The organism is Pseudomonas sp. 2995-1 (assembly GCF_002742505.1).
GTDB classification, from domain to species: domain Bacteria; phylum Pseudomonadota; class Gammaproteobacteria; order Pseudomonadales; family Pseudomonadaceae; genus Aquipseudomonas; species Aquipseudomonas sivasensis.
The window spans coordinates 269,976-290,388 of record NZ_LJSA01000604.1; the positions used below are offsets into that span (position 1 = coordinate 269,976).

Consider the following 20,413-nt stretch of genomic DNA (forward strand, 5'->3'; position numbering starts at 1 on the left):
ATGGGCCAATGGCTCGATAGCATTACCGGCTGGCTGACCCTGAACCCACAATGGCTGGCGGTGGCGGTGTTTATCGTCGCGTGCGTGGAATGCCTGGCGATTGCCGGTTTAATCGTACCGGGCACGGTATTGCTGTTTGCCATTGCCGCATTGGCCGGCAGCGGCGCGCTGTCGTTGAGTGAAACGCTGTTGCTGGGCTTTCTCGGCGGTTTGCTGGGCGATGGGGTTTCCTACTTCCTGGGCAGACATTTCCACCAGAACATCCGCCGCCTGCCCGGTCTGCGCCACCACCCCGAATGGATGAACGGTGCAGAGACCTACTTCCACAAGTACGGCATCGCCAGCCTGCTGGTCGGACGCTTCATCGGCCCCTTGCGCCCGATGCTGCCGATGGTGGCCGGCATGTGCGATATGCCGTTCCCACGCTTTGCGGCAGTGAGCGTCCTCGCCGCAGCCGGCTGGTCGGTGGCCTACTTGCTGCCGGGCTGGGCCACCGGCGCCGCGTTCCGCCTGCCATTACCGGAAGGCTTCTGGCCTGAGGCCGGCGTTGTCACGGCGAGCCTGGCGGTACTGCTGGGGCTGGGTTTGAACAGCAGCCTGCGCGACCACCGGCGCACCACCTTGTGGATAGGTTGCGCCAGCCTGACGTTGTTGATCGCACTGTTTATCGGTTATCCACACCTGAATGATTTCGATCAGGGCCTTAGCGCACTGGTGCAGGAGCATCGCAGCGCCTGGCTGGATGAAGCCATGGTGATGGTCACCCAATTGGGTGAGTTCAAGAAGATGTTTGTCGCCAGCGCCGTCTTCACCGGGCTTTTGCTACTGGCTCGACAGTGGCGCCACGCCATCTTTGTGGGCGCCACACTGGCCGGGTCGGCGGTAATCAACACCGGGAGCAAATTGTTTTTCGCCCGCGGCCGCCCTGAAATCCTTACCGACCCCCTGACCAGTTTCAGCATGCCCAGCGGCCATGCCTCCGGCGCCTTCGCGTTTTTCCTGGCGCTGGCGGTGCTGGCAGGTTGCGGCCAACCGACACGGCTGCGCCTGACGTGGATACTGCTGGGCTGCATTCCCGCCGCCTTTATCGCCTTGTCCCGGGTTTACCTGGGCGCCCACTGGCCCTCGGACATCCTGGCCGGCACGCTCCTGGCGATGACGGTGTGTGCGTTCAGCCTGACAGCCATCCAGCACCGCAGCCCACTGCCACCCTTGCGCAAAAAAACATGGTGGCTGCTGCTGCCTGCCATAGTGGCAGTCTTGAGCTTTATTGCACTCACCGGCACATCCCACGCACTGCTGCGCTACGCCTACTGAGTGAAAAGCTCTTCCTGTAGCTCATCAAGCAGCATCTGGATCGCATCCAGGCGCTGCTGTGGGTCGTCGAGTTGCAGCAGGTCGATCTTGTCGGCCTCGGTAAAGGGCAAGAGATAAGCAAGCTGATTGCCCAAGGCTTGCTGGCCCTCGGCGTGGGCGTCCATGTCCAGCGAAGAGACCATCGGATGCTCGGCCAGGGCCTGGAGCAATGCCAATAGATCAGCGTCCTCTTCTTCTAAAGGCTGGTCCGGCTGCTCATCCAGCCATTGCACCTCGGCCACCAGCAACTGGTCTTTTTGCACGCCCGTATCGAGCACGCGAAAGCGCCGCCCGCCTTCAACACGAATCCCCAGCAGGCCATTGTCCTGCTGCTTGAAGTCGCGAATCAGCGCTTCACAACCGATCAGCGCGTAGCCGTCCGGAGCCATGCCTACTTCCTTGCCGTCAAGGATGCACACCACGCCGAAGCTTTCGCCCTTTTTCATGCAACGGCTGATCATGTCCAGGTAGCGCGCCTCGAACAATTGCAGGTCGAGGGTGCAGCCAGGGAACAGCACGGTATTGAGCGGGAACAGCGCCAGACTCATAAAGGTTTCCTTAAACCTAGTTTAAACAATCACTGACACAGCCAACGGCAGGAACACCGCCGTGGCCACGCCCATCAGACTCATGGCCAGCGCCGCAAAGGCGCCACACTCTTCGCTCTCCTGCAGGGCCACCGAGGTGCCGACCGCGTGGGCGGTCATGCCCAACGCCATGCCACGCGCCTCGGGACTGTGCACACCCAGGCGCGAAAGTAACGCCGGCCCCACCATCGCCCCCACGACCCCAGTGATCAGCACAAACACCGCGGCCAGTGCCGCCACGCCGCCGATCTGCTCGGCCACCAGCATGGCGATCGGCGAGGTCACCGACTTGGGCGCCATGGTCATCAGCATCATGTGTTCAGCGCCGAACCACCAGCCGAGCAGCACACACAGGCCGGTAGCCAATACACCGCCTATCACCAGCGTAGTAAAAATTGGCCAAAATAATTGGCGAATGCGCCGCAGATTCAGATAAAGCGGCACCGCCAGCGCCACCGTGGCAGGCCCCAGCAGAATGCCCATGATCTCGGTGCTCTTGCGGTACTCGGCATAGCTCAGGCCGCATGTGAGCAACACGCCGATCACCAGCAGCATGGAGACCAGCACCGGTTGCAGGAAGATCCAGCGGGTTTTCTCGAACCCCGCCAGCACCAGTTGATAGGCGCCCAGGGTAATACCGATACCGAACAGCGGGTGATGAATCACGGACGTCCACGCGCCATGCCAGTCGAAGATCATTGATCCTTCTCCTTGCGCTTGACCATCTGCTGCATCAGTACGCCAACGAATGCCATGGCGATCACGAGTGACAACACCAGCGCGCCGACGATGGCCCAAAAGTCAGCCGCGATGTCCTTGGCGTACACCATCACGCCGACTGCCGGCGGCACCAGCAGCAGTGGCAGATACCGCAACAGGCTGCCAGCTGCCAGGCTCAACGGCTCGCCCACCTCGCCACGCCAGATCAGGAAACCCAGCATCAGCAGCAGGCCAATGATTGGCCCCGGCAGTACCGGCAACAGCAAATGATTGATCGCCGTACCGATCAACTGAAACAACACCAGCCATGTCAGACCACGTAACAGCATCCGCTTTCCCCCCCTCTGAACTCGCCCGCATTATAAGCATGCCGGCCCTATGCATCGGCATTCGCCAAAAGCATGGTGGGTTGACCGGGCTGGTTGCCCGTGATGATCTACATTGGTTCTCTGTAATCCATAAAAACAGCATCGATGAACCAAGGAGAGACGCAATGCCCTATGTACCTGTAGCGCAGCTCAAAGATTATGTCGGCAAGGAACTGGGACGTTCCGAATGGCTCACCATCGACCAGGCACGTATCAACCTGTTCGCAGAAGCCACTGGCGACCATCAGTTCATCCACGTCGACCCGGTCAAGGCTGCGCAAACGCCGTTCGGCAGCACCATTGCCCACGGTTTCCTGTCGCTGTCGCTGATACCCAAGCTGATGGAAGACATCCTGATCATGCCCGAAGGCCTGAAGATGGCGGTCAACTATGGCTTGGACACCGTGCGCTTTATCCAGCCGGTCAAGGTCAACTCCAAGGTGCGCTTGAACGTGATCCTCACTGACGTCACCGAGAAAAAGCCCGGCCAGTGGCTGTTAAAGGCCACTGCCACACTGGAGATCGAAGGCCAGGAAAAACCGGCCTACATTGCCGAGTCGCTTTCACTCTGTTTCGTGTAAGGCCATCCCTGTGGTGAGAGGCTGAAACTCACCACGGGGTATGTAAATTTATGTATGAAACTCGCAGCTGCGGCATACTCGGCGCTCAAATATCCGGATCCCGCTATGCGCCCACTCGCCCCCCTTGCCCTTGCCCTGTTGCTCACCGCTTGCGGAGACGGCGAATCGCTGTTGCCGCCCGATGCGCGCCTGCCCGACGGCGGCCGCTATCGGGGCGATGTGGTCAACGGCCTGCTGCAAGGCCAGGGCCGTGTGGACTACCCCAACGGCAGTTGGTACGTCGGCGCGTTCGACAAAGGCCAGTGGCACGGCCAGGGCGAGTGGCATGGCAGCAACGGCGAAGCCTATAAAGGCCAGTTCCAGCAAGGCCTGTTCGATGGACAGGGCAGCCTGACCACCGCAGCCAGCCAGTATGTCGGCGGGTTCCGCAACGGTCGGCGCAACGGCGAAGGCACCCTCAAAGAGGGGCAAATGACCTATCGCGGCGAATTCAAAGACGATCAGTATTCCGGTCTAGGCCGCCTGGAGCTGGCCGACGGCAGCCAATACCAGGGCCAGTTCGCCCACGGCAAGCCGAATGGCGAAGGCCAGCGCAACGACGACAGCGGCAATCAGTTCAGTGGTCGCTTCGTCGATGGCCAGTTGGAGGGCAACGGCACCTTCAACAGCGCCGACGGCGACATCTATGTCGGTCAGTTCAAGCAGAACCAACTCAACGGCAAGGGCCGCTATGAAAACGCTGACGGCGACGTGTGGATCGGCCAGTTCAAGGAAGGCGCGCTCAGCGGTAAGGGCGAACTGATCGGCGTGGATGGCAGCCATTACGTCGGCTATTTCAGCGATTGGCGCTTTACCGGCGAAGGCCGCCTGAACCTGACCGACGGCAGCTTCTACATCGGCGGCTTCGACAGCGACAACTATCAGGGACGCGGCACGCTGGTCCTCACCGACGGCACGGTGCAGGCCGGCACCTGGGTCAACGGCATGCGCGTGCGTGACGCGGACGGCACATTGTTGCCTGACCCACTGGAGATCGGCGTGCTGGCCCAAGGGCATTTGCTCGATGCTGCCTTTGCCGCCGTGCCCGCCTCCACCCCTGCCGTGGAGTTGTACACCCTGGCGGTGGCCGGCGACGGCAAACAAAGCGTGTTCCTGCGCGAAGCCGATTACGTCAGCAACATGCTCGCCACCCGCTTCGGCGCACGTGGGCAGATCCGTTTGGTCAACCACCGCGACCATATCGCCGACCGCCCCCTGGCCACCCGCGAAAGCTTGCGCCGTGCCGTGCAAACCCTGGCCGAGCGCACAGGCCCGGAAGACCTGGTGTTTATCTACATGACCAGCCACGGCACCCACGAACACGAACTGGTGCTGGATCAGCCGCGCATGGAGCTGGCCGATTTACCCGCCGATGAGCTGGCCGCCGTGCTGACACCGCTGAAAAACCGCGACAAGATCATCGTAATTTCCGCCTGCTATTCCGGCGGCTTTATCCCGGCACTCAAAGACGACCGTACGCTGATCATGACCGCCTCCCGCGCCGACCGCGTGTCCTTCGGTTGCTCCGAAGAGGCCGACTTCACCTACTTCGGCGACGCCCTCTTCGCCCAAGCCTTCAACCAGACCGACGACTTGCAGCAAGCCTTCAAGCTGGCACAGCTGCATGTGAGCGAGCGCGAACAGGCCGACAATTTCGAAGCGTCCGAACCGCAGATCTGGGCCCCCAAAGGCGTGATTGCCCACTGGCAACTTTTACGCAAACAGCAGGCACGAAAGGCGCTCGAAAGCGTCTCAATGAATAGCAAGGAAGCCAAAGGCAACTAAGCTGCAACGTGTAACAAGGGGGAAACACTATGTACCTGACACCTCAGCATATCTTGCTCGCAGGGGCCTCCGGCCTCACCGGCGAACACCTGCTCGACCGCCTGCTCAACGAACCCACCGTGACCCGCGTGCTCGCGCCGAGCCGCAAGCCATTGGCCGAACATCCACACCTGGAAAACCCGGTGGGCGACCCAGCGGTGTTCCTGCCGCAACTGAGCGGCCGGGTGGATATCGCCTTCTGCTGCCTGGGCACCACAATCAAAAAAGCGGGCTCGGAAGAGGCTTTCCGTGCGGTTGACCTGGATATGGTCGTCGCCTTCGCCAAGCGCGCACGGGAAATGGGCGCACGGCACCTGATCGTGATCAGCGCGATTGGCGCCGATCCGAAATCTTCGATTTTCTACAACCGAGTCAAAGGGGAAATGGAGCAGGCACTCAAGGCCCAAGACTGGCCGCAACTGACCATCGTGCGACCGTCGCTGTTATTGGGCGAGCGGCTGGAACCCCGTTTGGCCGAACAACTGGCAGGGCCGCTGTCACGACTGATTCCCGGCAAGTACCGAGGCATCGAAGTGTGTGAACTGGCCCGGGCCATGTGGCGCCTGGCGCTGGAAGAGCAGAATGGGGTGCGGATCGTAGAGTCGGACGAACTGCGCAAGCTCGGCAAATAAAGCCGAACACAAAGCAAAATGTGGGAGGGGGCTTGCTCCCGATAGCGGAGGGTCAGTCAACATATTGGGTGACTGATACACCGCTATCGGGGGCAAGCCCCCTCCCACATTGGTTTTGTATTGTCTTCGGGTCAGCGCTAGAGCCCGCCTGTGGCGTTAAATCCCACTCCGAGCACCGTCAACACCGACAGCGGCAACAGCAAAGTGTCGAGCAACGCACTGGCCGGCAGGTCGACACCGGGGTAGCTCGGCGCCTCAGCACCAAACCGGTCCTTGGCGCAGCAACCTCCGTTCATTGCGTACAAGTCCAACCGCGTGCCGGCATACACCACCGGCGCGCCGGGCTGCGCAGCGTCCAGCGTACGCGCGGTGGCGCAGCCGCCCAATTGCAACGCCAGTATCACCAACAGTGCCTTATTCATCGCTGCTCAAATGGTGTTCGCCCCAACGCGGCAGCATGTCCTGTGGAATATTCAGCAGGTTGAGAATCCGCGCCACCACAAAATCCACCAGGTCATCGATGGTCTGCGGCTGATGATAAAAGCCCGGCGACGCAGGCAGGATGGTCACGCCCATGTTCGACAACTTGAGCATATGCTCCAGATGAATGCTCGAATACGGCGCCTCGCGCGGCACCAGGATCAACTGGCGGCGCTCCTTCAATGTCACGTCTGCCGCGCGCTCGATCAGGTTATTGCAGGCCCCGGTGGCAATCGCCGACAAGGTACCGGTGGAGCACGGCACAACAACCATTGCCGCCGGTGCACCGGAGCCCGAGGCCACCGGCGACATCCAATCTTCTTTGCCGTAAACCTTGATCTGCCCCGGCGCCGCACCGGTGTACTCGGTGAGGAAGGCCTGCATCATCTGCACCTTGGGAGGCAGTGCCACGTCGGTCTCGGTCGCCATCACCAACTGCGCGGCCTTGGAGATCAGGAAGTGCACCTCGCGATCTTCACGCACCAGGCAGTCAAGCAGACGCAGGCCGTAGGGCGCGCCCGAGGCACCGGTCATCGCCAGGGTGACGCGTTCCGGCCCGCTCATTTCAGCGCCTCGGCCAGTTTGCCGTGCAAGCCGCCGAAGCCGCCGTTGCTCATGACCACCACATGGGTGCCAGGCTTGGCCTGCTGCTTGACGAACTCAATGATGCCCTCGATGGAATCACAGACTTTCGACGGCACCGTGCACTGGGCCGCAATCGCCGGCAAGTCCCAGCCAAGATTGGTCGGGGCGTACCACACCACCTGGTCGGCATCGTTGACGCTTTCCGGCAGGCCGTCGCGGTGTGCACCGAGCTTCATGGAGTTTGAGCGCGGCTCGACAATAGCAATGATCGGGGCATCGCCAACGCGCTTGCGCAGTCCGTCAAGGGTGGTGGCAATGGCGGTTGGGTGGTGGGCAAAGTCGTCGTAGATGGTAATCCCATTCACGTCGGCGACTTTTTCCATGCGGCGTTTTACGCTTTTGAATGCGCTCAGCGCAGCAATGCCCATGGAAGGCACCACGCCCACATGCCGTGCGGCAGCCAGAGTGACCAAGGCATTGGCAACGTTGTGCTGACCAGTCATGTCCCACTCGACGATGCCTTGGGCCTCACCCTCAAACAGCACTTCAAACCTGGAACCGTCTTCACTGAGCAACTTGACCTGCCATTGCCCTCCCGCCCCGGTGGTTTGCACCGGTGTCCAACAGCCCATCTCGATCACGCGCTGCAAAGCCGGCTCGGTAGTCGGGTAGATGACCAGGCCTTCGCTTGGGATAGTGCGCACCAAATGGTGGAACTGCCGCTCGATAGCGGGCAGATCGGGGAAGATATCCGCATGATCAAACTCAAGGTTATTGAGGATCGCCGTGCGTGGACGGTAGTGGACAAACTTGGAGCGCTTGTCGAAGAAGGCGCTGTCATATTCGTCAGCTTCGATCACAAAGAACGGCGTGTCGCCCAGGCGCGCGGAGACCGAGAAGTTTTGTGGCACGCCGCCGATCAGGAAGCCAGGACTCATGCCCGCGTGCTCCAGCACCCAGGCCAGCATGCTGCTGGTAGTGGTCTTGCCGTGGGTACCGGCAACGGCCAGTACCCAGCGGCCTTGCAGCACATGATCGGCCAGCCATTGCGGGCCGGAGACGTACGGTAAACCTTTGTTGAGCACGTACTCGACGGCCGGGTTGCCACGGGACATGGCATTGCCGATCACCACCAGATCCGGCACCGGGTCGAATTGCGCCGGATCGTAACCCTGGGTCAGTTCAATGCCCTGCGCTTCGAGTTGCGTGCTCATGGGCGGGTAAACATTGGCATCGGAGCCTGTCACGTGATGGCCCAGTTCTTTAGCCAGAACCGCCATCGAACCCATGAAGGTGCCGCAAATACCAAGAATATGAATGTGCATAGTCGACCTCGTAAACATCGAGGCAGGTTAGCGCAGGGGGGCGAAAATCGCACTCTTTAGCTGTAGGACCAAACCACGATCACCCGGGCAGGGACGCGCGTGCGATGCCGTGCCGGCGCAGCTTTCTATACAACGTATTGCGGCTGACACCCAGTTGCTCCGCCGTATGGGACATGTGCCAGCGCTGTTGTTCCAAGGCCGTTAGCAAGGCAAGTCGCTCGGCGTCTTCCAGGGGCGACTCGGCGGTCTTAGCCTCAACCACCGGTTGCGGCCGGGCCTGGCGGATCGACGCGGGCAAATCTTCAAGGCCCACGCGCCCGTCGTCACACAGCGCCGCCAACGTACGCAGCACCGTGCGCAGTTGTCGGACGTTACCGGGCCAGGCAAAGGTCAACAGCGCCGAACGCGCCGCCGGGTCGAGTTGTACAGTCTGCCCGCCCGCCTCTTCAGCCAGCAGAAAATCCAGCAACTGAGATTTATCGCTGCGTTCACGCAGCGGTGGCAGCCCAACTTCCAGCCCGTTGAGCCGGTAATACAAGTCCTCACGGAAACTGCCGTCCTGGACACGCCCCAGCAAGTTGCGGTGCGTCGCGCTGATAATTCTGACGTTAACCGCCTGAGGCTCACCGCCGATAGGCACCACCATGCGGTCCTCCAGAACCCTTAATAAGCGGGTTTGCAGAGCCAGAGGCATATCACCGATTTCATCGAGGAACAGGGTGCCGCCGTCGGCCTGTTGCAACTTACCTTGCATGCCCTCCTTCCGCGCGCCAGTGAAACTGCCACCGCGATAGCCGAACAGCTCGCTTTCGATCAGGCTTTCCGGGATGGCGGCACAGTTGAGGGCGACGAAGGCTTTGTCGGCACGCTGGCTGGCATGGTGCACGGCCTTAGCGAAGGCTTCTTTACCGCTGCCGGTTTCCCCATTAATCAGTAGCGGCACATCTCGCTCGAATACCCGCAGCGCCTTGCGAAAATCATTTTGCAACGCCGGATCACCCAGGCAGATGCCAGCCAGGCGGGCGGGCTCAGCCTTCGCGATGGGTAAAGACACGCTGCGTGGCTGACCACGCAGTGCGGCAAACAAGCGCCGCCCATCGCGGGTGCGCAGTGGCCAACTGGCGGTCGCATTGGCACTGGCGCGACCGAGTAATTGATCCAGAGAACAGTCGAAGAACGCCTCCACCGGCTGACCCAGCAGGTTGCCTCGAACCTGCCCCAGCAGATTCAGCGCGCTCTGGTTCATCGCGCAAATGCGCCCTTCACCATCGAACGCCAGCAACCCTTCGCTGAACAGGCCCACGGACTCGGCCTGCAGATGAAAGCGCAACAGCCAGTGGTGCTCGAAATGGCGCAGGAAGTAGCAGCTCTCGATCATCTTCGCTGACAGGTTCACCAGCGCCATGGTGTGAAACTGACTCTGGCGCGATACCGCTTCCCGGGCTGACGACACGTCCAGCACCGCCAGCAATTCACCATGGGGGTCGAACACCGGGCTCGCCGAGCAGGTCAGCCCGGTGTGGCGGCCACGGAAGTGTTCATCGCGATGAATGGTCAGGGACTGACGCTCCACCAGGCAGGTGCCGATGCCATTGGTCCCTTCGCAGGCTTCACTCCAATCGGCACCGAGCCACAGACCGGCGCGCTCGAAAATCTTGCGCTCGGACGGCGCAGTGACACAGTTGAGGATCACTCCGCGCGCATCGGTCAGCAGTACCGCGTGGCCGGCACCGGAGAGCTGCTGGTGCAGGCTATTCATCTCACTGCCGGCGATGTGCAGCACTTGCTGCAGACGCTCGCGGCTTTCCAACAGGCGCCCGTGTTCAAGCACGGTGGGTGCGATGGTCTGCGCGGGATCCAGGTGGTAATCCTCCAGGCACCGCAGCCAGGAACGGGCGATGGACGGATCGCTGGAGGGGTCACGGCCACGTGCCACGGTGAGGACTTGCTGGGCATGGCGACTGAAATGATCGTTGTGCATGTTCTTATTATTCTCCCTGCGTGAGAGCGTCCAGCATCCCCCAGCCCTGCAAGAGATGCAATCCCGTGCAGACCCACCGGTCACAGGCTGTACCGTTTATGGCACAAAGTGTCACCCAGGCTGTGCCAGGCGTGTGACAGCAATGCCTTGCAACACACCCCAACCCCTTGATTTACCTGGCCCTCAAGGCAGTGGCCCGACCTTTGCTCTACGCTTTATCAAGCGCTTGAGCGCTGCACTCCAATAAACATAAAAGCCAGGAGATACCCACCATGCGTTACGCACACCCCGGTACTGAAGGCGCGATCGTTTCGTTCAAGGCCAAGTACGGCAACTACATTGGTGGCGAATTCGTTGCGCCGGTCGACGGCAACTATTTCACCAACACCTCGCCGGTCAACGGCAAGCCCATCGCCGAATTCCCGCGCTCCACTGCCAAAGACATCGACAAGGCCCTCGACGCCGCCCACGCCGCCGCTGACGCCTGGGGCAAGACCTCGGCCCAGGACCGCTCGCTGGTGCTGCTGAAAATCGCCGACCGCATCGAACAGAACCTCGAACTGCTGGCCATTACCGAAACCTGGGACAACGGCAAAGCCGTGCGTGAAACCCTCAACGCCGATATCCCGCTGGCCGCCGACCACTTCCGCTACTTTGCCGGCTGCATCCGCGCCCAAGAAGGCACCAGCGCCGAGATCAACGAACACACCGCGTCCTATCACTTCCACGAGCCTCTGGGCGTGGTTGGTCAGATCATCCCGTGGAACTTCCCGCTGCTGATGGCCGCCTGGAAACTCGCCCCGGCCCTGGCGGCCGGTAACTGCGTGGTGCTCAAGCCCGCCGAACAAACCCCGCTGGGCATCAACGTGCTGATGGAAGTCATCGGCGACCTGCTGCCACCGGGCGTGCTGAACGTAGTCCACGGTTTCGGCAAAGAAGCCGGCGAAGCTCTGGCCACCAGCAAACGCATCGCCAAGATCGCCTTCACCGGCTCCACCCCGGTGGGTTCGCACATCATGCATGCGGCGGCGGAGAACATTATTCCGTCCACCGTTGAGCTGGGCGGCAAGTCGCCGAACATCTTCTTCGCCGACATCATGAAAGCCGAACCGTCCTTCATCGAGAAAGCCGCCGAAGGCCTGGTGCTAGCGTTCTTCAACCAGGGCGAGGTGTGCACCTGCCCATCCCGTGCGCTGGTGGAAGAGTCGATCTACGACGACTTCATGAAAGTGGTGATGAAGAAAATCGAGCAGATCAAACGCGGTGACCCGCTGGACACCGACACCATGGTCGGCGCCCAGGCGTCCGAGCAGCAGTTCGACAAGATCCTGTCCTACCTGGAAATCGCCAAGGGCGAAGGCGCGCAGTTGCTCACCGGCGGCAAGGTGGAGCAGCTCACCGGCGACATGGCCGGCGGTTATTACATCCAGCCGACGCTGCTCAAGGGCACCAACGAAATGCGTGTGTTCCAGGAGGAAATCTTCGGTCCAGTGGTGAGCATCACCACCTTTAAGGACGAAGCCGAAGCCTTGGCCATTGCCAACGACACCGAGTTCGGCCTGGGCGCCGGCGTGTGGACCCGCGACATCAACCGCGCCTACCGCATGGGCCGGGCGATCAAGGCGGGCCGAGTGTGGACCAACTGCTACCACCTGTACCCGGCGCATGCCGCGTTCGGTGGCTACAAGAAGTCCGGTGTGGGCCGCGAGACACACAAGATGATGTTGGACCACTACCAGCAGACCAAGAACTTGCTGGTGAGTTACGACATTAATCCACTGGGCTTCTTCTAACTAACATCCCCTCCCACTTTTGAAACAAGGTCATTGATGGGAGGGGGTTTGCCCCTCCCACACTTAGATCGTCACAAGTACTTGCGAATAGCATTCGGCACACAGAGGCCGAGTTAAAAACAATAACAACGAAAGGTACTTCTTCATGCCTAGCGAACCGACTGGATCTTCTGTCGACTTCGAAAAAGTCGACTCCCAATACTTCCAACAACGCGAACTTAAAAAAGGCGCCGCCGGCTGGGTGCTGTTAGTTGGGCTCGGCGTTGCCTACGTTATTTCCGGCGACTACGCCGGCTGGAACTTTGGCCTCGCCCAGGGTGGCTGGGGCGGTATGTTCCTCGCCACATTGCTGATGGCCACCATGTACCTGTGCATGTGTTTCTCCCTGGCCGAACTGTCTTCGATGATCCCTACCGCTGGCGGTGGCTACGGCTTTGCCCGCAGTGCCTTCGGGCCTTGGGGCGGTTTTCTCACGGGCACGGCCATTCTGATCGAATACGCCATCGCCCCCGCCGCCATCGCGGTGTTTATCGGCGCTTACTGCGAGTCGCTGTTCGGCATTGGCGGTTGGATGATCTACTTGGCGTTCTACATCATCTTTATCGGCATCCACATCTTTGGCGTTGGCGAAGCCTTGAAGCTGATGTTTGTCATCACTGCCATCGCCGCGATTGCACTGGGCGTGTTCCTGGTGTCGATGGTGCCGCACTTCAACGTCGCCAACTTGCTGGATATTCCGGTGACCGAGGCCAAGGGCGCCAGCACCTTCCTGCCGTTTGGCTACGTCGGCGTGTGGGCGGCGATTCCCTACGCGATCTGGTTTTTCCTCGCCGTAGAAGGCGTGCCGCTGGCCGCCGAAGAAACCAAGAACCCCAAGCGCGACCTGCCTCGTGGCCTGATCGGCGCCATTGTGGTGCTGACCAGCTTTGCCTTGTTGATCCTGGTGATTGCACCGGGCGGCGCGGGCACTTACGCGTTGATCAAATCCGGGAACCCGCTGGTGGAAGCGCTGGCGTTGTCCTACGGCGGTTCGACCTGGATGGGCAGCTTCGTCAACCTGGTTGGCTTGGCCGGACTGATCGCCAGCTTTTTCTCGATTATTTATGCCTATTCGCGGCAGATCTTCGCCTTGTCCCGTGCCGGCTATCTGCCGCGCAAACTGTCCCAGACCAACAAGAGTAAGGCACCGGTACTGGCGCTGGTGATCCCCGGCATTATCGGTTTCGGCCTGTCGCTGACCGGCCAGGGGGATTTGCTGATCCTGGTGGCGGTGTTTGGCGCGACCATTTCCTACGTACTGATGATGGCCGCGCACATAACCCTACGCATCCGTCGCCCCAAAATGGACCGTCCTTACCGCACGCCGGGTGGCATTTTCACTTCAGGGGTTGCCTTGGTACTCGCCTGCGTGGCCGTCGTTGCGGGCTTTCTGGTGGATCCACGGGTGGTGATTGGCGCCGCGATCATCTATGGAGTATTAATTGCTTACTTTGCTTTCTACAGCCGGCATCACTTGGTAGCAGGCACGCCCGAAGAGGAATTCGCGGCGATCCAGGCCGCAGAGGCCGCCTTGCACTAACTGCCGTAAACCTCGACGCGGGCTGCTGCCCGCGTCGTCAAGGAGACACTGTATGGCAAGCTTTTCCCACGCGGTGGGTGCACAAACCTACCGCTTCGACAGCCTCAAGGACGTGATGGCCAAGGCCAGTCCCGCGCGCTCCGGAGACTTTCTCGCCGGCGTCGCCGCGCAGAACGACGGTGAGCGGGTGGCGGCGCAAATGGCGCTGGCAAATATCCCGTTGAAACACTTCCTCGAAGAAGCGCTGATCCCCTATGAAAGCGATGAAGTCACCCGACTGATCATCGACACCCACGACAAGCAGGCTTTCGCCGTTGTCAGTCACCTGACCGTCGGTGGCCTGCGCGACTGGCTGCTCAGCGACGCTGCCGATGAACATTCCCTACGCGCCTTGGCGCCGGGTCTGACACCGGAAATGGCTGCTGCTGTGTCCAAGATCATGCGCGTGCAGGACTTGGTACTCGTGGCGCAGAAGATCCGCGTCGTCACCCAGTTTCGCGGCACCATGGGCCTGCGCGGTCGCCTGTCGACCCGCCTGCAACCTAACCACCCGACCGACGAGCCGGCGGGCATCGCTGCGAGCATTCTCGACGGCCTGTTGTACGGTAACGGCGACGCCATGATCGGCATCAACCCGGCCACCGACAGCATCGCCTCGATCTGCGCGATGCTGGAGATGCTCGACGCCATCATCCAGCGCTACGAAATCCCCACCCAGGCCTGTGTGCTGACCCACGTCACCACCTCCATCGAAGCCATCAACCGCGGCGTGCCGCTGGATCTGGTGTTCCAGTCGATTGCCGGCACCGAGGCGGCCAACGCCAGTTTCGGCATCAACCTGAATGTGCTGCAGGAAGGCTACGACGCGGGCTTGAGCTTGAACCGGGGCACTCTGGGCCAAAACCTGATGTATTTCGAAACAGGCCAGGGCAGCGCCTTGTCGGCCAATGCGCATTTTGGCGTCGACCAGCAAACCTGCGAAACCCGCGCCTATGCCGTGGCACGGCATTTCAAACCGTTTCTGGTAAACACGGTGGTCGGGTTTATCGGCCCCGAGTATCTGTACAACGGCAAGCAGATCATCCGTGCCGGCCTGGAAGACCACTTCTGCGGCAAATTGCTGGGTGTACCGATGGGTTGCGACATCTGTTACACCAACCACGCCGAAGCCGACCAGGACGACATGGACACCCTGCTGACCCTGCTGGGCGTGGCCGGGATCAACTTCATCATGGGTATCCCCGGCTCCGACGACATCATGCTCAACTACCAGACCACCTCGTTCCACGACGCCTTGTACGCTCGCCAGACGTTGGGTTTAAAGCCGGCACCGGAGTTTGAACAGTGGCTGGCAAAAATGGGCATTTTTACGCAAGCCGACGGCAAGGTGCGCTTCGGCAACAGCCTGCCACCGGCGTTTCGCCACGCCCTGGCGCAATTGGGATGAAGGAGCCGCCTGTGCAACTCGACCTGCCTGAAAACCCGTGGTTGGAACTGCGGCGCCTGACCCCGGCGCGTATTGCCCTGGGCCGTACCGGTACCAGCATCCCTACCAACGCCCAGCTTGATTTCCAATTTGCCCACGCCCAGGCGCGGGACGCGGTGCACCTGCCTTTCGACCATGCCGGTCTGAGCAGTCAACTGGCCGAACGTGGGCGTGACAGCCTGTTGCTGCACAGCGCCGCAACCGACCGGCATAGCTACTTGCAACGTCCGGATTTGGGGCGGCGCTTGAGTGACGAATCGGCACAGAGCCTGCGGGATTACGCGGCAGCGCATCCCGGCGGCGTGGACCTGGCGGTCGTGGTGGCTGATGGTCTGTCGGCGCTGGCAGTGCATAAACATACGTTGCCGTTTCTTACGCGCATGGAAGAACAAACCCACGCCGAAGGGTGGTCCTTGTCGCCGGTGATCCTGGTGGAACAGGGGCGCGTGGCGGTCGCCGACGAAATCGGGCAACTGCTCGGCGCCAAAATGGTGGTGATCCTCATCGGCGAACGGCCGGGGCTCAGTTCGCCGGACAGTCTGGGGCTGTATTTCACATACAACCCTAAGATCGGACTCACCGATGCCTATCGCAATTGCATCTCCAACGTGCGCTTGGAAGGCTTGAGTTACGGGATGGCGGCCCATCGTTTGCTGTATTTGATGAAAGAGGCGTGTCGCCGGCAGCTCTCGGGGGTAAACCTCAAGGATGAGGCACAGCTGCAGACCATCGAGTCCGACGATCCGAACCTGATGAAAGGTAATTTCCTGCTCAGCCCACCGCAGGACTGATCCCGGCACGATTGCGCTTTTTGGCGTCTTTAGGCAGCATCAATTCACGGCCGCACGTGTGGTCATACCCATTTGGAAGTTGAGGCCTGGCATGCGGATTACTCAAGCGACCCTGGAACACCTGGACCTGTTGACCCCGCTGTTCGTCAAATACCGCGAGTTTTATGGGGCCCTGCCGTTCCCGGACTCATCGCGGGCTTTTTTGGAAAAGCGCCTTCGCCGCAAGGAGTCGGTGATTTACCTGGCCTTGGCCGATGATGACGACAAGAAGTTGCTTGGTTTTTGTCAGTTGTATCCGAGCTTTTCGTCGCTTTCGCTCAAGCGGGTGTGGATCCTCAACGACATCTATGTGGCCGAAGACGCGCGCCGGCAACTGGTGGCGGATAACTTGATGCGCACAGCGAAGAAGATGGCCAAGGAGACTCACGCGGTGCGGCTGCGGGTATCGACCAGCAGTGATAACCAAGTGGCGCAGAAGACGTACGAGTCAATCGGGTTTCGTGAAGACACCGAGTTCAAGAACTACACCTTGCCGATCAGCGAAGACTGACTCCCGGACACCGTGGACACCTTGTGGGAGGGGGCTTGCCCCCGATAGCGGTTTGTCAGTCAGACTATTTATAACTGACCCACCGCTTTCGCGAGCAAGCCCGCTCCCACATTGATTTCTGGCGATCTTCAGACCTCACGCCACGACATCCCCCGCTACAAAACCAACACGCTTTTCACCTCTCAATCCGTATAATGCGGACCTTTCAGGGTTGTAAGAAATGCGGCATACACTTGTAGCCTTATTACCCGAGCTTCCGCACAGGCCCGCTGAGCCGGGCCGTTCACACAGGTGCCATCCATGGATTTCAACCCGCTCGACCTTATCCTGCATCTCGACGTCTACCTCGACCTGCTGGTAACCAATTACGGTCCGTGGATCTACGCCATTCTGTTTCTGGTCATCTTTTGCGAAACCGGTCTGGTGGTCATGCCGTTCCTGCCAGGCGACTCTTTGCTGTTTATCGCCGGAGCCATCGCCGCAGGTGGCGGCATGGACCCGGTATTGCTGGGCGGCCTGTTGATGTTGGCGGCAATCCTCGGCGACAGCACCAACTACGTAATCGGACGAACAGCCGGAGAACGCCTGTTCAGTAACCCGAACTCGAAGATTTTCCGCCGCGACTATCTGCAAAAAACCCACGATTTCTACGACAAGCACGGCGGCAAAACCGTGACCCTGGCGCGCTTCCTGCCGATTCTGCGCACCTTTGCGCCGTTCGTGGCCGGCATCGCGAGAATGCCCTACCCACGGTTCTTCGGATTCAGCGTGCTGGGCACTATCCTCTGGGTCGGCGGCCTGGTGACCCTGGGCTACTTCTTCGGCAACGTGCCCTTTATCAAGAAAAACCTGTCGCTGCTGGTGGTGTTCATCATCCTGCTGTCCCTGGTGCCGATGATCATTGGTGTGTTCCGCAGCCGTTTTGGCCGCACTTCCTCCGAAGCCAAGCAGCAGTAACCTGCGATGTGGTCCCTCAGCGCCTGGCGTCGCCGGCGCCTGCTGGCCAAGCACCCGATTGCCGATGAAACCTGGCAACGGGTGCGCCACCACCTGACCTTCCTCGACGGTATCAGCGCCGAGCAGGACCAGTGGTTGCGCGAAGCCTGCGTGGTGTTTCTCGCCGAAAAACACCTCACCGCCCTGCCGGGCGTCGAGCTGCACCAGGAACAACGCCTGCTGCTCGCCGCTCAGGCGCAATTGCCACTGATGAACCTCGGCGACCTCGACTGGTATCAGGGCTTCCACGAAATCGTGTTGTACCCCGACGACTTCCTGAGCCCCCAGCGCCATCGAGACAGCAGCGGTATCGAACACGAGTGGGACGGCGAACACAGCGGTGAAGCCTGGCAGCAAGGCCCGGTGATCCTCGCCTGGCCGGGCGTACTCGCCAGCGGCCAGTGGGAGGGCTACAACCTGGTGATCCACGAACTGGCCCACAAACTCGACATGCTCAACGGCGACGCCAACGGCCTACCGCCGCTGCACCACGACATGCGCGTGCAGGAGTGGGCCAGCGTGATGCAAAGCGCTTATGACGATCTCAATCGCCAGTTGGACGCCAACCCGGACGCCGACACCGAGATCGACCCCTACGCCGCAGAAAACCCGGCGGAATTCTTTGCGGTCACCAGCGAATATTTTTTCAGCGCCCCGGATTTACTGGTCCGCACTTATCCACAGGTGTATGCCCAACTCAGTCGCTTTTATCGCCAAGACCCCTTGGCCCGCCTGACCCATCTGCAAGCCCACGACCCGCGTTATCAGCCACAAGACGAATGACCGTACGACGTCTGGCGCATGGCATCGCCGTCAGAATATGCCTATAATCGCCGCCACTTTTAGGCCAATCCGGCCATGTCATATGGCCAACTACGGGGGCAACGCCCAATGAGCTACAGCAAGATTCCGGCTGGCAAAGACCTGCCGAACGACATCTACGTCGCCATCGAGATTCCGGCCAACCACGCGCCGATCAAATACGAAATCGACAAAGACAGCGACTGCCTGTTCGTTGACCGTTTCATGGCCACCCCGATGTTCTATCCGGCCAACTACGGTTTCATCCCGAACACCCTGGCTGACGACGGTGATCCCCTCGACGTGCTGGTCGTAACGCCTTACCCGGTCACCCCTGGTTCGGTCATCCGCGCACGTCCAGTCGGCATCCTGAACATGACCGACGACGGCGGCGGCGATGCCAAAGTTATCGCAGTCCCACACGACAAGCTGTCCCAGCTGTATGTGGACGTGAAGGAATACACCGACCTGCCACCACTGCTGCTGGAACAGATCAAGCACTTCTTCGAGAACTACAAAGACCTCGAAAAAGGCAAGTGGGTGAAGATCGACGGTTGGGGCAACGCAGACGCCGCCCGCGCCGAGATCATGAAGTCGGTTGCAGCCTACAAAGGCTGATACCCGCTCTTCATTGCCCCGGCAATTAAAAAGCCCCGATTATTCGGGGCTTTTTTGTGGGAAAACTAAACAACAAGTTCAAAAATTAATACACGCCGTTCAACTAAGCGATACAACTGAAAGATCAAGCCACAACTAAGCAAAAACCTACAGGCGCAATTCAACGCATGGTTTATTTGATTGGTTTTCTTGGCCAGTAAACTCTGCGTTTATGAATACATCAGGTGATCGTTTAAAAGTGCTATTGCAGGAAGTTCATCTTTCCGCATCCGACTTCGCCAAAAACCGTGGTGTCACGCCTCAACACGTGAACAACTGGTTCAAACGCGGTGTACCCATGGGCCGACTCAACGAGTTTGCAGAACTTCTCTGCGTCTCCAGCCGTTGGCTGCGCACCGGCGAAGGCCCCAAACACCCACCGGCCAACTTCCTGCTGGAAGGCCCAGACGCCCGGAAAGGACTGCCCAGCACCCGAGAAGGAGGCGGAAAGTACCTCACAGGCCCAACCTGCCCTCCGGAACCACTCGACGTGGAGATTCCCCTCCACCCCACATTCACCTCAACCGAGCGCATCCGCGTCTCCCTGCATACTCTCGAAACCCTTACCGTCAACCCTGACCGCGCGGTAGGCGCCTACATGGTCGACAACAGCATGATCGACATCATCCAACAGGGCGCCACCCTCGCCATCGACAAAGGCCGCACCCAAATCATTGATGGCGAAATCTACGCCGTCGAACACGACGGCATGCTGCGCATCAAATATCTCTACAACCGTCCAGGGGGAGGGTTGCGCATGCGAAGCCACAACGCCAGCGAACACCCGGACGAATACCTCAACCATGAAGAACGCTTCGAGCAGAACTTCAAAATCGTCGGCTGGATATTCTGGTGGTCCACCCTCAACAACCGCCGCCCGCCCGTGCCGCTGGATGAGCACCTATTAGGCTGGGAAGGCTCTAAATCGGAACCGGAGGTGGGCATTTAAGGTGAATGTGGGTATCATGCGCCGCACATTTGGCAGGGGGTGGCTTAAGGCTAACCACCCTGCTCGGCGAAGCGGAGGAGTTCCCGCGGATGCCCCTACTATTCAGCCCGACGCAATGTGGGCTGAGCGATTTGAAGGCTGGTGAGGTTTGTCAAAAACAAGCTGAGGCAGTCCCCGAGAAGCCGGCCACAAGCCGGCTTTTTAATGCCTCTAATAATCTCCCCCCCCTCTGCAAATCAAGCCAACGTGCCCCCATCCTCTTTGTCTCCGCTCGCTCCCAACGCCATGCCCAGCCTCCATCCTTTGTCCCTTTTTAGTTGACAGTAAGACTCC

20 protein-coding genes are annotated in these 20,413 nt (G+C 60.2%); 13 read left to right on the forward strand and 7 right to left on the reverse strand.

Features of this window, described 5'->3' with window-relative positions; all coding sequences use genetic code 11:
* Positions 1–1,317 (forward strand): bifunctional DedA family/phosphatase PAP2 family protein, encoded by a 1,317-nt coding sequence (locus AOA61_RS29500; protein ID WP_099603278.1) that lies wholly within the window; start codon positions 1–3, stop codon positions 1,315–1,317.
* Here AOA61_RS29500 and AOA61_RS29505 read toward each other — a convergent pair.
* The 3 genes from AOA61_RS29505 to AOA61_RS29515 are packed head-to-tail and all read right to left on the reverse strand — an operon-like array spanning position 1,311 to position 2,992.
* Positions 1,311–1,904, reverse strand: coding sequence for an LON peptidase substrate-binding domain-containing protein (locus AOA61_RS29505; protein ID WP_099603279.1), 594 nt, complete (start codon positions 1,902–1,904; stop codon positions 1,311–1,313). The genes AOA61_RS29500 and AOA61_RS29505 overlap by 7 nt on opposite strands.
* A gap of 21 nt (positions 1,905–1,925) precedes the next feature.
* Entirely contained in the window at positions 1,926–2,642 is a 717-nt protein-coding gene (locus tag AOA61_RS29510; RefSeq protein WP_032884589.1) for an LrgB family protein, read from the reverse strand.
* Positions 2,639–2,992 (reverse strand): CidA/LrgA family protein, encoded by a 354-nt coding sequence (locus AOA61_RS29515; RefSeq protein ID WP_032884588.1) that lies wholly within the window; start codon positions 2,990–2,992, stop codon positions 2,639–2,641. The genes AOA61_RS29510 and AOA61_RS29515 overlap by 4 nt, the downstream gene beginning before the upstream one ends.
* Before the next feature lie 164 nt (positions 2,993–3,156).
* Here AOA61_RS29515 and AOA61_RS29520 point away from each other — a divergent pair, with 164 nt between their 5' ends.
* The 3 genes from AOA61_RS29520 (at position 3,157) to AOA61_RS29530 (ending at position 6,107) form a co-directional block, all read left to right on the forward strand.
* Positions 3,157–3,612: a MaoC family dehydratase gene (locus tag AOA61_RS29520; protein ID WP_032884587.1), complete on the forward strand. Its 456-nt coding sequence runs from the start codon at positions 3,157–3,159 to the stop codon at positions 3,610–3,612.
* Positions 3,613–3,717: 105 nt separating this feature from the next.
* Positions 3,718–5,436: a C13 family peptidase gene (locus tag AOA61_RS29525; RefSeq protein WP_099603280.1), complete on the forward strand. Its 1,719-nt coding sequence runs from the start codon at positions 3,718–3,720 to the stop codon at positions 5,434–5,436.
* 29 nt (positions 5,437–5,465) lie between these two features.
* On the forward strand, positions 5,466–6,107 hold the full coding sequence (locus tag AOA61_RS29530) for an oxidoreductase (protein ID WP_032884585.1): 642 nt from the start codon (positions 5,466–5,468) through the stop codon (positions 6,105–6,107).
* 137 nt (positions 6,108–6,244) lie between these two features.
* Here the strand turns inward: AOA61_RS29530 and AOA61_RS29535 are convergent, their stop codons facing one another.
* The 4 genes from AOA61_RS29535 to AOA61_RS29550 form a co-directional block, all read right to left on the reverse strand.
* The gene (locus tag AOA61_RS29535) at positions 6,245–6,529 is read right to left on the reverse strand and encodes a YceK/YidQ family lipoprotein (protein ID WP_032884584.1); all 285 of its coding nucleotides are present in this window, start codon (positions 6,527–6,529) and stop codon (positions 6,245–6,247) included.
* A complete protein-coding gene (gene ubiX / locus AOA61_RS29540; RefSeq protein WP_032884583.1) occupies positions 6,522–7,151 on the reverse strand; it encodes a flavin prenyltransferase UbiX in 630 nt (209 codons plus the stop codon). The genes AOA61_RS29535 and ubiX overlap by 8 nt, the downstream gene beginning before the upstream one ends.
* A complete protein-coding gene (gene mpl / locus AOA61_RS29545) occupies positions 7,148–8,497 on the reverse strand; it encodes a UDP-N-acetylmuramate:L-alanyl-gamma-D-glutamyl-meso-diaminopimelate ligase (RefSeq protein ID WP_032884582.1) in 1,350 nt (449 codons plus the stop codon). Before mpl ends, ubiX begins: the two co-directional genes overlap by 4 nt.
* Before the next feature lie 79 nt (positions 8,498–8,576).
* The gene (locus tag AOA61_RS29550; RefSeq protein WP_099603281.1) at positions 8,577–10,478 is read right to left on the reverse strand and encodes a sigma-54-dependent Fis family transcriptional regulator; all 1,902 of its coding nucleotides are present in this window, start codon (positions 10,476–10,478) and stop codon (positions 8,577–8,579) included.
* Between the two features lie 272 nt (positions 10,479–10,750).
* On the opposite strand from AOA61_RS29550, the gene AOA61_RS29555 reads away from it, so the two are divergent.
* The 9 genes from AOA61_RS29555 (at position 10,751) to AOA61_RS29595 (ending at position 20,080) form a co-directional block, all read left to right on the forward strand.
* Positions 10,751–12,271 (forward strand): aldehyde dehydrogenase family protein, encoded by a 1,521-nt coding sequence (locus tag AOA61_RS29555; protein ID WP_032884580.1) that lies wholly within the window; start codon positions 10,751–10,753, stop codon positions 12,269–12,271.
* A 145-nt stretch (positions 12,272–12,416) separates the two neighbouring features.
* The gene (gene eat / locus AOA61_RS29560; RefSeq protein ID WP_099603282.1) at positions 12,417–13,850 is read left to right on the forward strand and encodes an ethanolamine permease; all 1,434 of its coding nucleotides are present in this window, start codon (positions 12,417–12,419) and stop codon (positions 13,848–13,850) included.
* Positions 13,851–13,902: 52 nt separating this feature from the next.
* Positions 13,903–15,297, forward strand: a complete 1,395-nt coding sequence (locus tag AOA61_RS29565; RefSeq protein ID WP_099603283.1) for an ethanolamine ammonia-lyase subunit EutB — start codon at positions 13,903–13,905, stop codon at positions 15,295–15,297.
* Positions 15,294–16,127 (forward strand): ethanolamine ammonia-lyase subunit EutC, encoded by an 834-nt coding sequence (gene eutC / locus AOA61_RS29570; protein ID WP_032884577.1) that lies wholly within the window; start codon positions 15,294–15,296, stop codon positions 16,125–16,127. Before AOA61_RS29565 ends, eutC begins: the two co-directional genes overlap by 4 nt.
* 91 nt (positions 16,128–16,218) lie before the next feature.
* Entirely contained in the window at positions 16,219–16,677 is a 459-nt protein-coding gene (locus tag AOA61_RS29575; RefSeq protein WP_032884576.1) for an N-acetyltransferase, read from the forward strand.
* Positions 16,678–16,977: 300 nt separating this feature from the next.
* Entirely contained in the window at positions 16,978–17,634 is a 657-nt protein-coding gene (locus AOA61_RS29580; RefSeq protein WP_032884575.1) for a DedA family protein, read from the forward strand.
* A gap of 6 nt (positions 17,635–17,640) precedes the next feature.
* Complete coding sequence (locus AOA61_RS29585; RefSeq protein WP_032884574.1) at positions 17,641–18,456, forward strand: zinc-dependent peptidase; 816 nt, start codon at positions 17,641–17,643, stop codon at positions 18,454–18,456.
* A gap of 108 nt (positions 18,457–18,564) precedes the next feature.
* Complete coding sequence (ppa, locus tag AOA61_RS29590; protein ID WP_003176323.1) at positions 18,565–19,092, forward strand: inorganic diphosphatase; 528 nt, start codon at positions 18,565–18,567, stop codon at positions 19,090–19,092.
* A gap of 211 nt (positions 19,093–19,303) precedes the next feature.
* The gene (locus tag AOA61_RS29595) at positions 19,304–20,080 is read left to right on the forward strand and encodes an XRE family transcriptional regulator (protein WP_095186197.1); all 777 of its coding nucleotides are present in this window, start codon (positions 19,304–19,306) and stop codon (positions 20,078–20,080) included.
* The last annotated feature ends 333 nt before the right edge of the window (positions 20,081–20,413 follow it).

Bases quoted from the DNA above. Each gene is read 5' to 3' on its own strand.
- AOA61_RS29500 (WP_099603278.1), top strand. From the start codon at position 1: ATGGGCCAATGGCTCGATAGCATTACCGGCTGGCTGACCCTGAACCCA.
- AOA61_RS29505 (WP_099603279.1), bottom strand. From the start codon at position 1,904: ATGAGTCTGGCGCTGTTCCCGCTCAATACCGTGCTGTTCCCTGGCTGC.
- AOA61_RS29510 (WP_032884589.1), bottom strand. From the start codon at position 2,642: ATGATCTTCGACTGGCATGGCGCGTGGACGTCCGTGATTCATCACCCG.
- AOA61_RS29515 (WP_032884588.1), bottom strand. From the start codon at position 2,992: ATGCTGTTACGTGGTCTGACATGGCTGGTGTTGTTTCAGTTGATCGGT.
- AOA61_RS29520 (WP_032884587.1), top strand. From the start codon at position 3,157: ATGCCCTATGTACCTGTAGCGCAGCTCAAAGATTATGTCGGCAAGGAA.
- AOA61_RS29525 (WP_099603280.1), top strand. From the start codon at position 3,718: ATGCGCCCACTCGCCCCCCTTGCCCTTGCCCTGTTGCTCACCGCTTGC.
- AOA61_RS29530 (WP_032884585.1), top strand. From the start codon at position 5,466: ATGTACCTGACACCTCAGCATATCTTGCTCGCAGGGGCCTCCGGCCTC.
- AOA61_RS29535 (WP_032884584.1), bottom strand. From the start codon at position 6,529: ATGAATAAGGCACTGTTGGTGATACTGGCGTTGCAATTGGGCGGCTGC.
- ubiX (WP_032884583.1), bottom strand. From the start codon at position 7,151: ATGAGCGGGCCGGAACGCGTCACCCTGGCGATGACCGGTGCCTCGGGC.
- mpl (WP_032884582.1), bottom strand. From the start codon at position 8,497: ATGCACATTCATATTCTTGGTATTTGCGGCACCTTCATGGGTTCGATG.
- AOA61_RS29550 (WP_099603281.1), bottom strand. From the start codon at position 10,478: ATGCACAACGATCATTTCAGTCGCCATGCCCAGCAAGTCCTCACCGTG.
- AOA61_RS29555 (WP_032884580.1), top strand. From the start codon at position 10,751: ATGCGTTACGCACACCCCGGTACTGAAGGCGCGATCGTTTCGTTCAAG.
- eat (WP_099603282.1), top strand. From the start codon at position 12,417: ATGCCTAGCGAACCGACTGGATCTTCTGTCGACTTCGAAAAAGTCGAC.
- AOA61_RS29565 (WP_099603283.1), top strand. From the start codon at position 13,903: ATGGCAAGCTTTTCCCACGCGGTGGGTGCACAAACCTACCGCTTCGAC.
- eutC (WP_032884577.1), top strand. From the start codon at position 15,294: ATGAAGGAGCCGCCTGTGCAACTCGACCTGCCTGAAAACCCGTGGTTG.
- AOA61_RS29575 (WP_032884576.1), top strand. From the start codon at position 16,219: ATGCGGATTACTCAAGCGACCCTGGAACACCTGGACCTGTTGACCCCG.
- AOA61_RS29580 (WP_032884575.1), top strand. From the start codon at position 16,978: ATGGATTTCAACCCGCTCGACCTTATCCTGCATCTCGACGTCTACCTC.
- AOA61_RS29585 (WP_032884574.1), top strand. From the start codon at position 17,641: ATGTGGTCCCTCAGCGCCTGGCGTCGCCGGCGCCTGCTGGCCAAGCAC.
- ppa (WP_003176323.1), top strand. From the start codon at position 18,565: ATGAGCTACAGCAAGATTCCGGCTGGCAAAGACCTGCCGAACGACATC.
- AOA61_RS29595 (WP_095186197.1), top strand. From the start codon at position 19,304: ATGAATACATCAGGTGATCGTTTAAAAGTGCTATTGCAGGAAGTTCAT.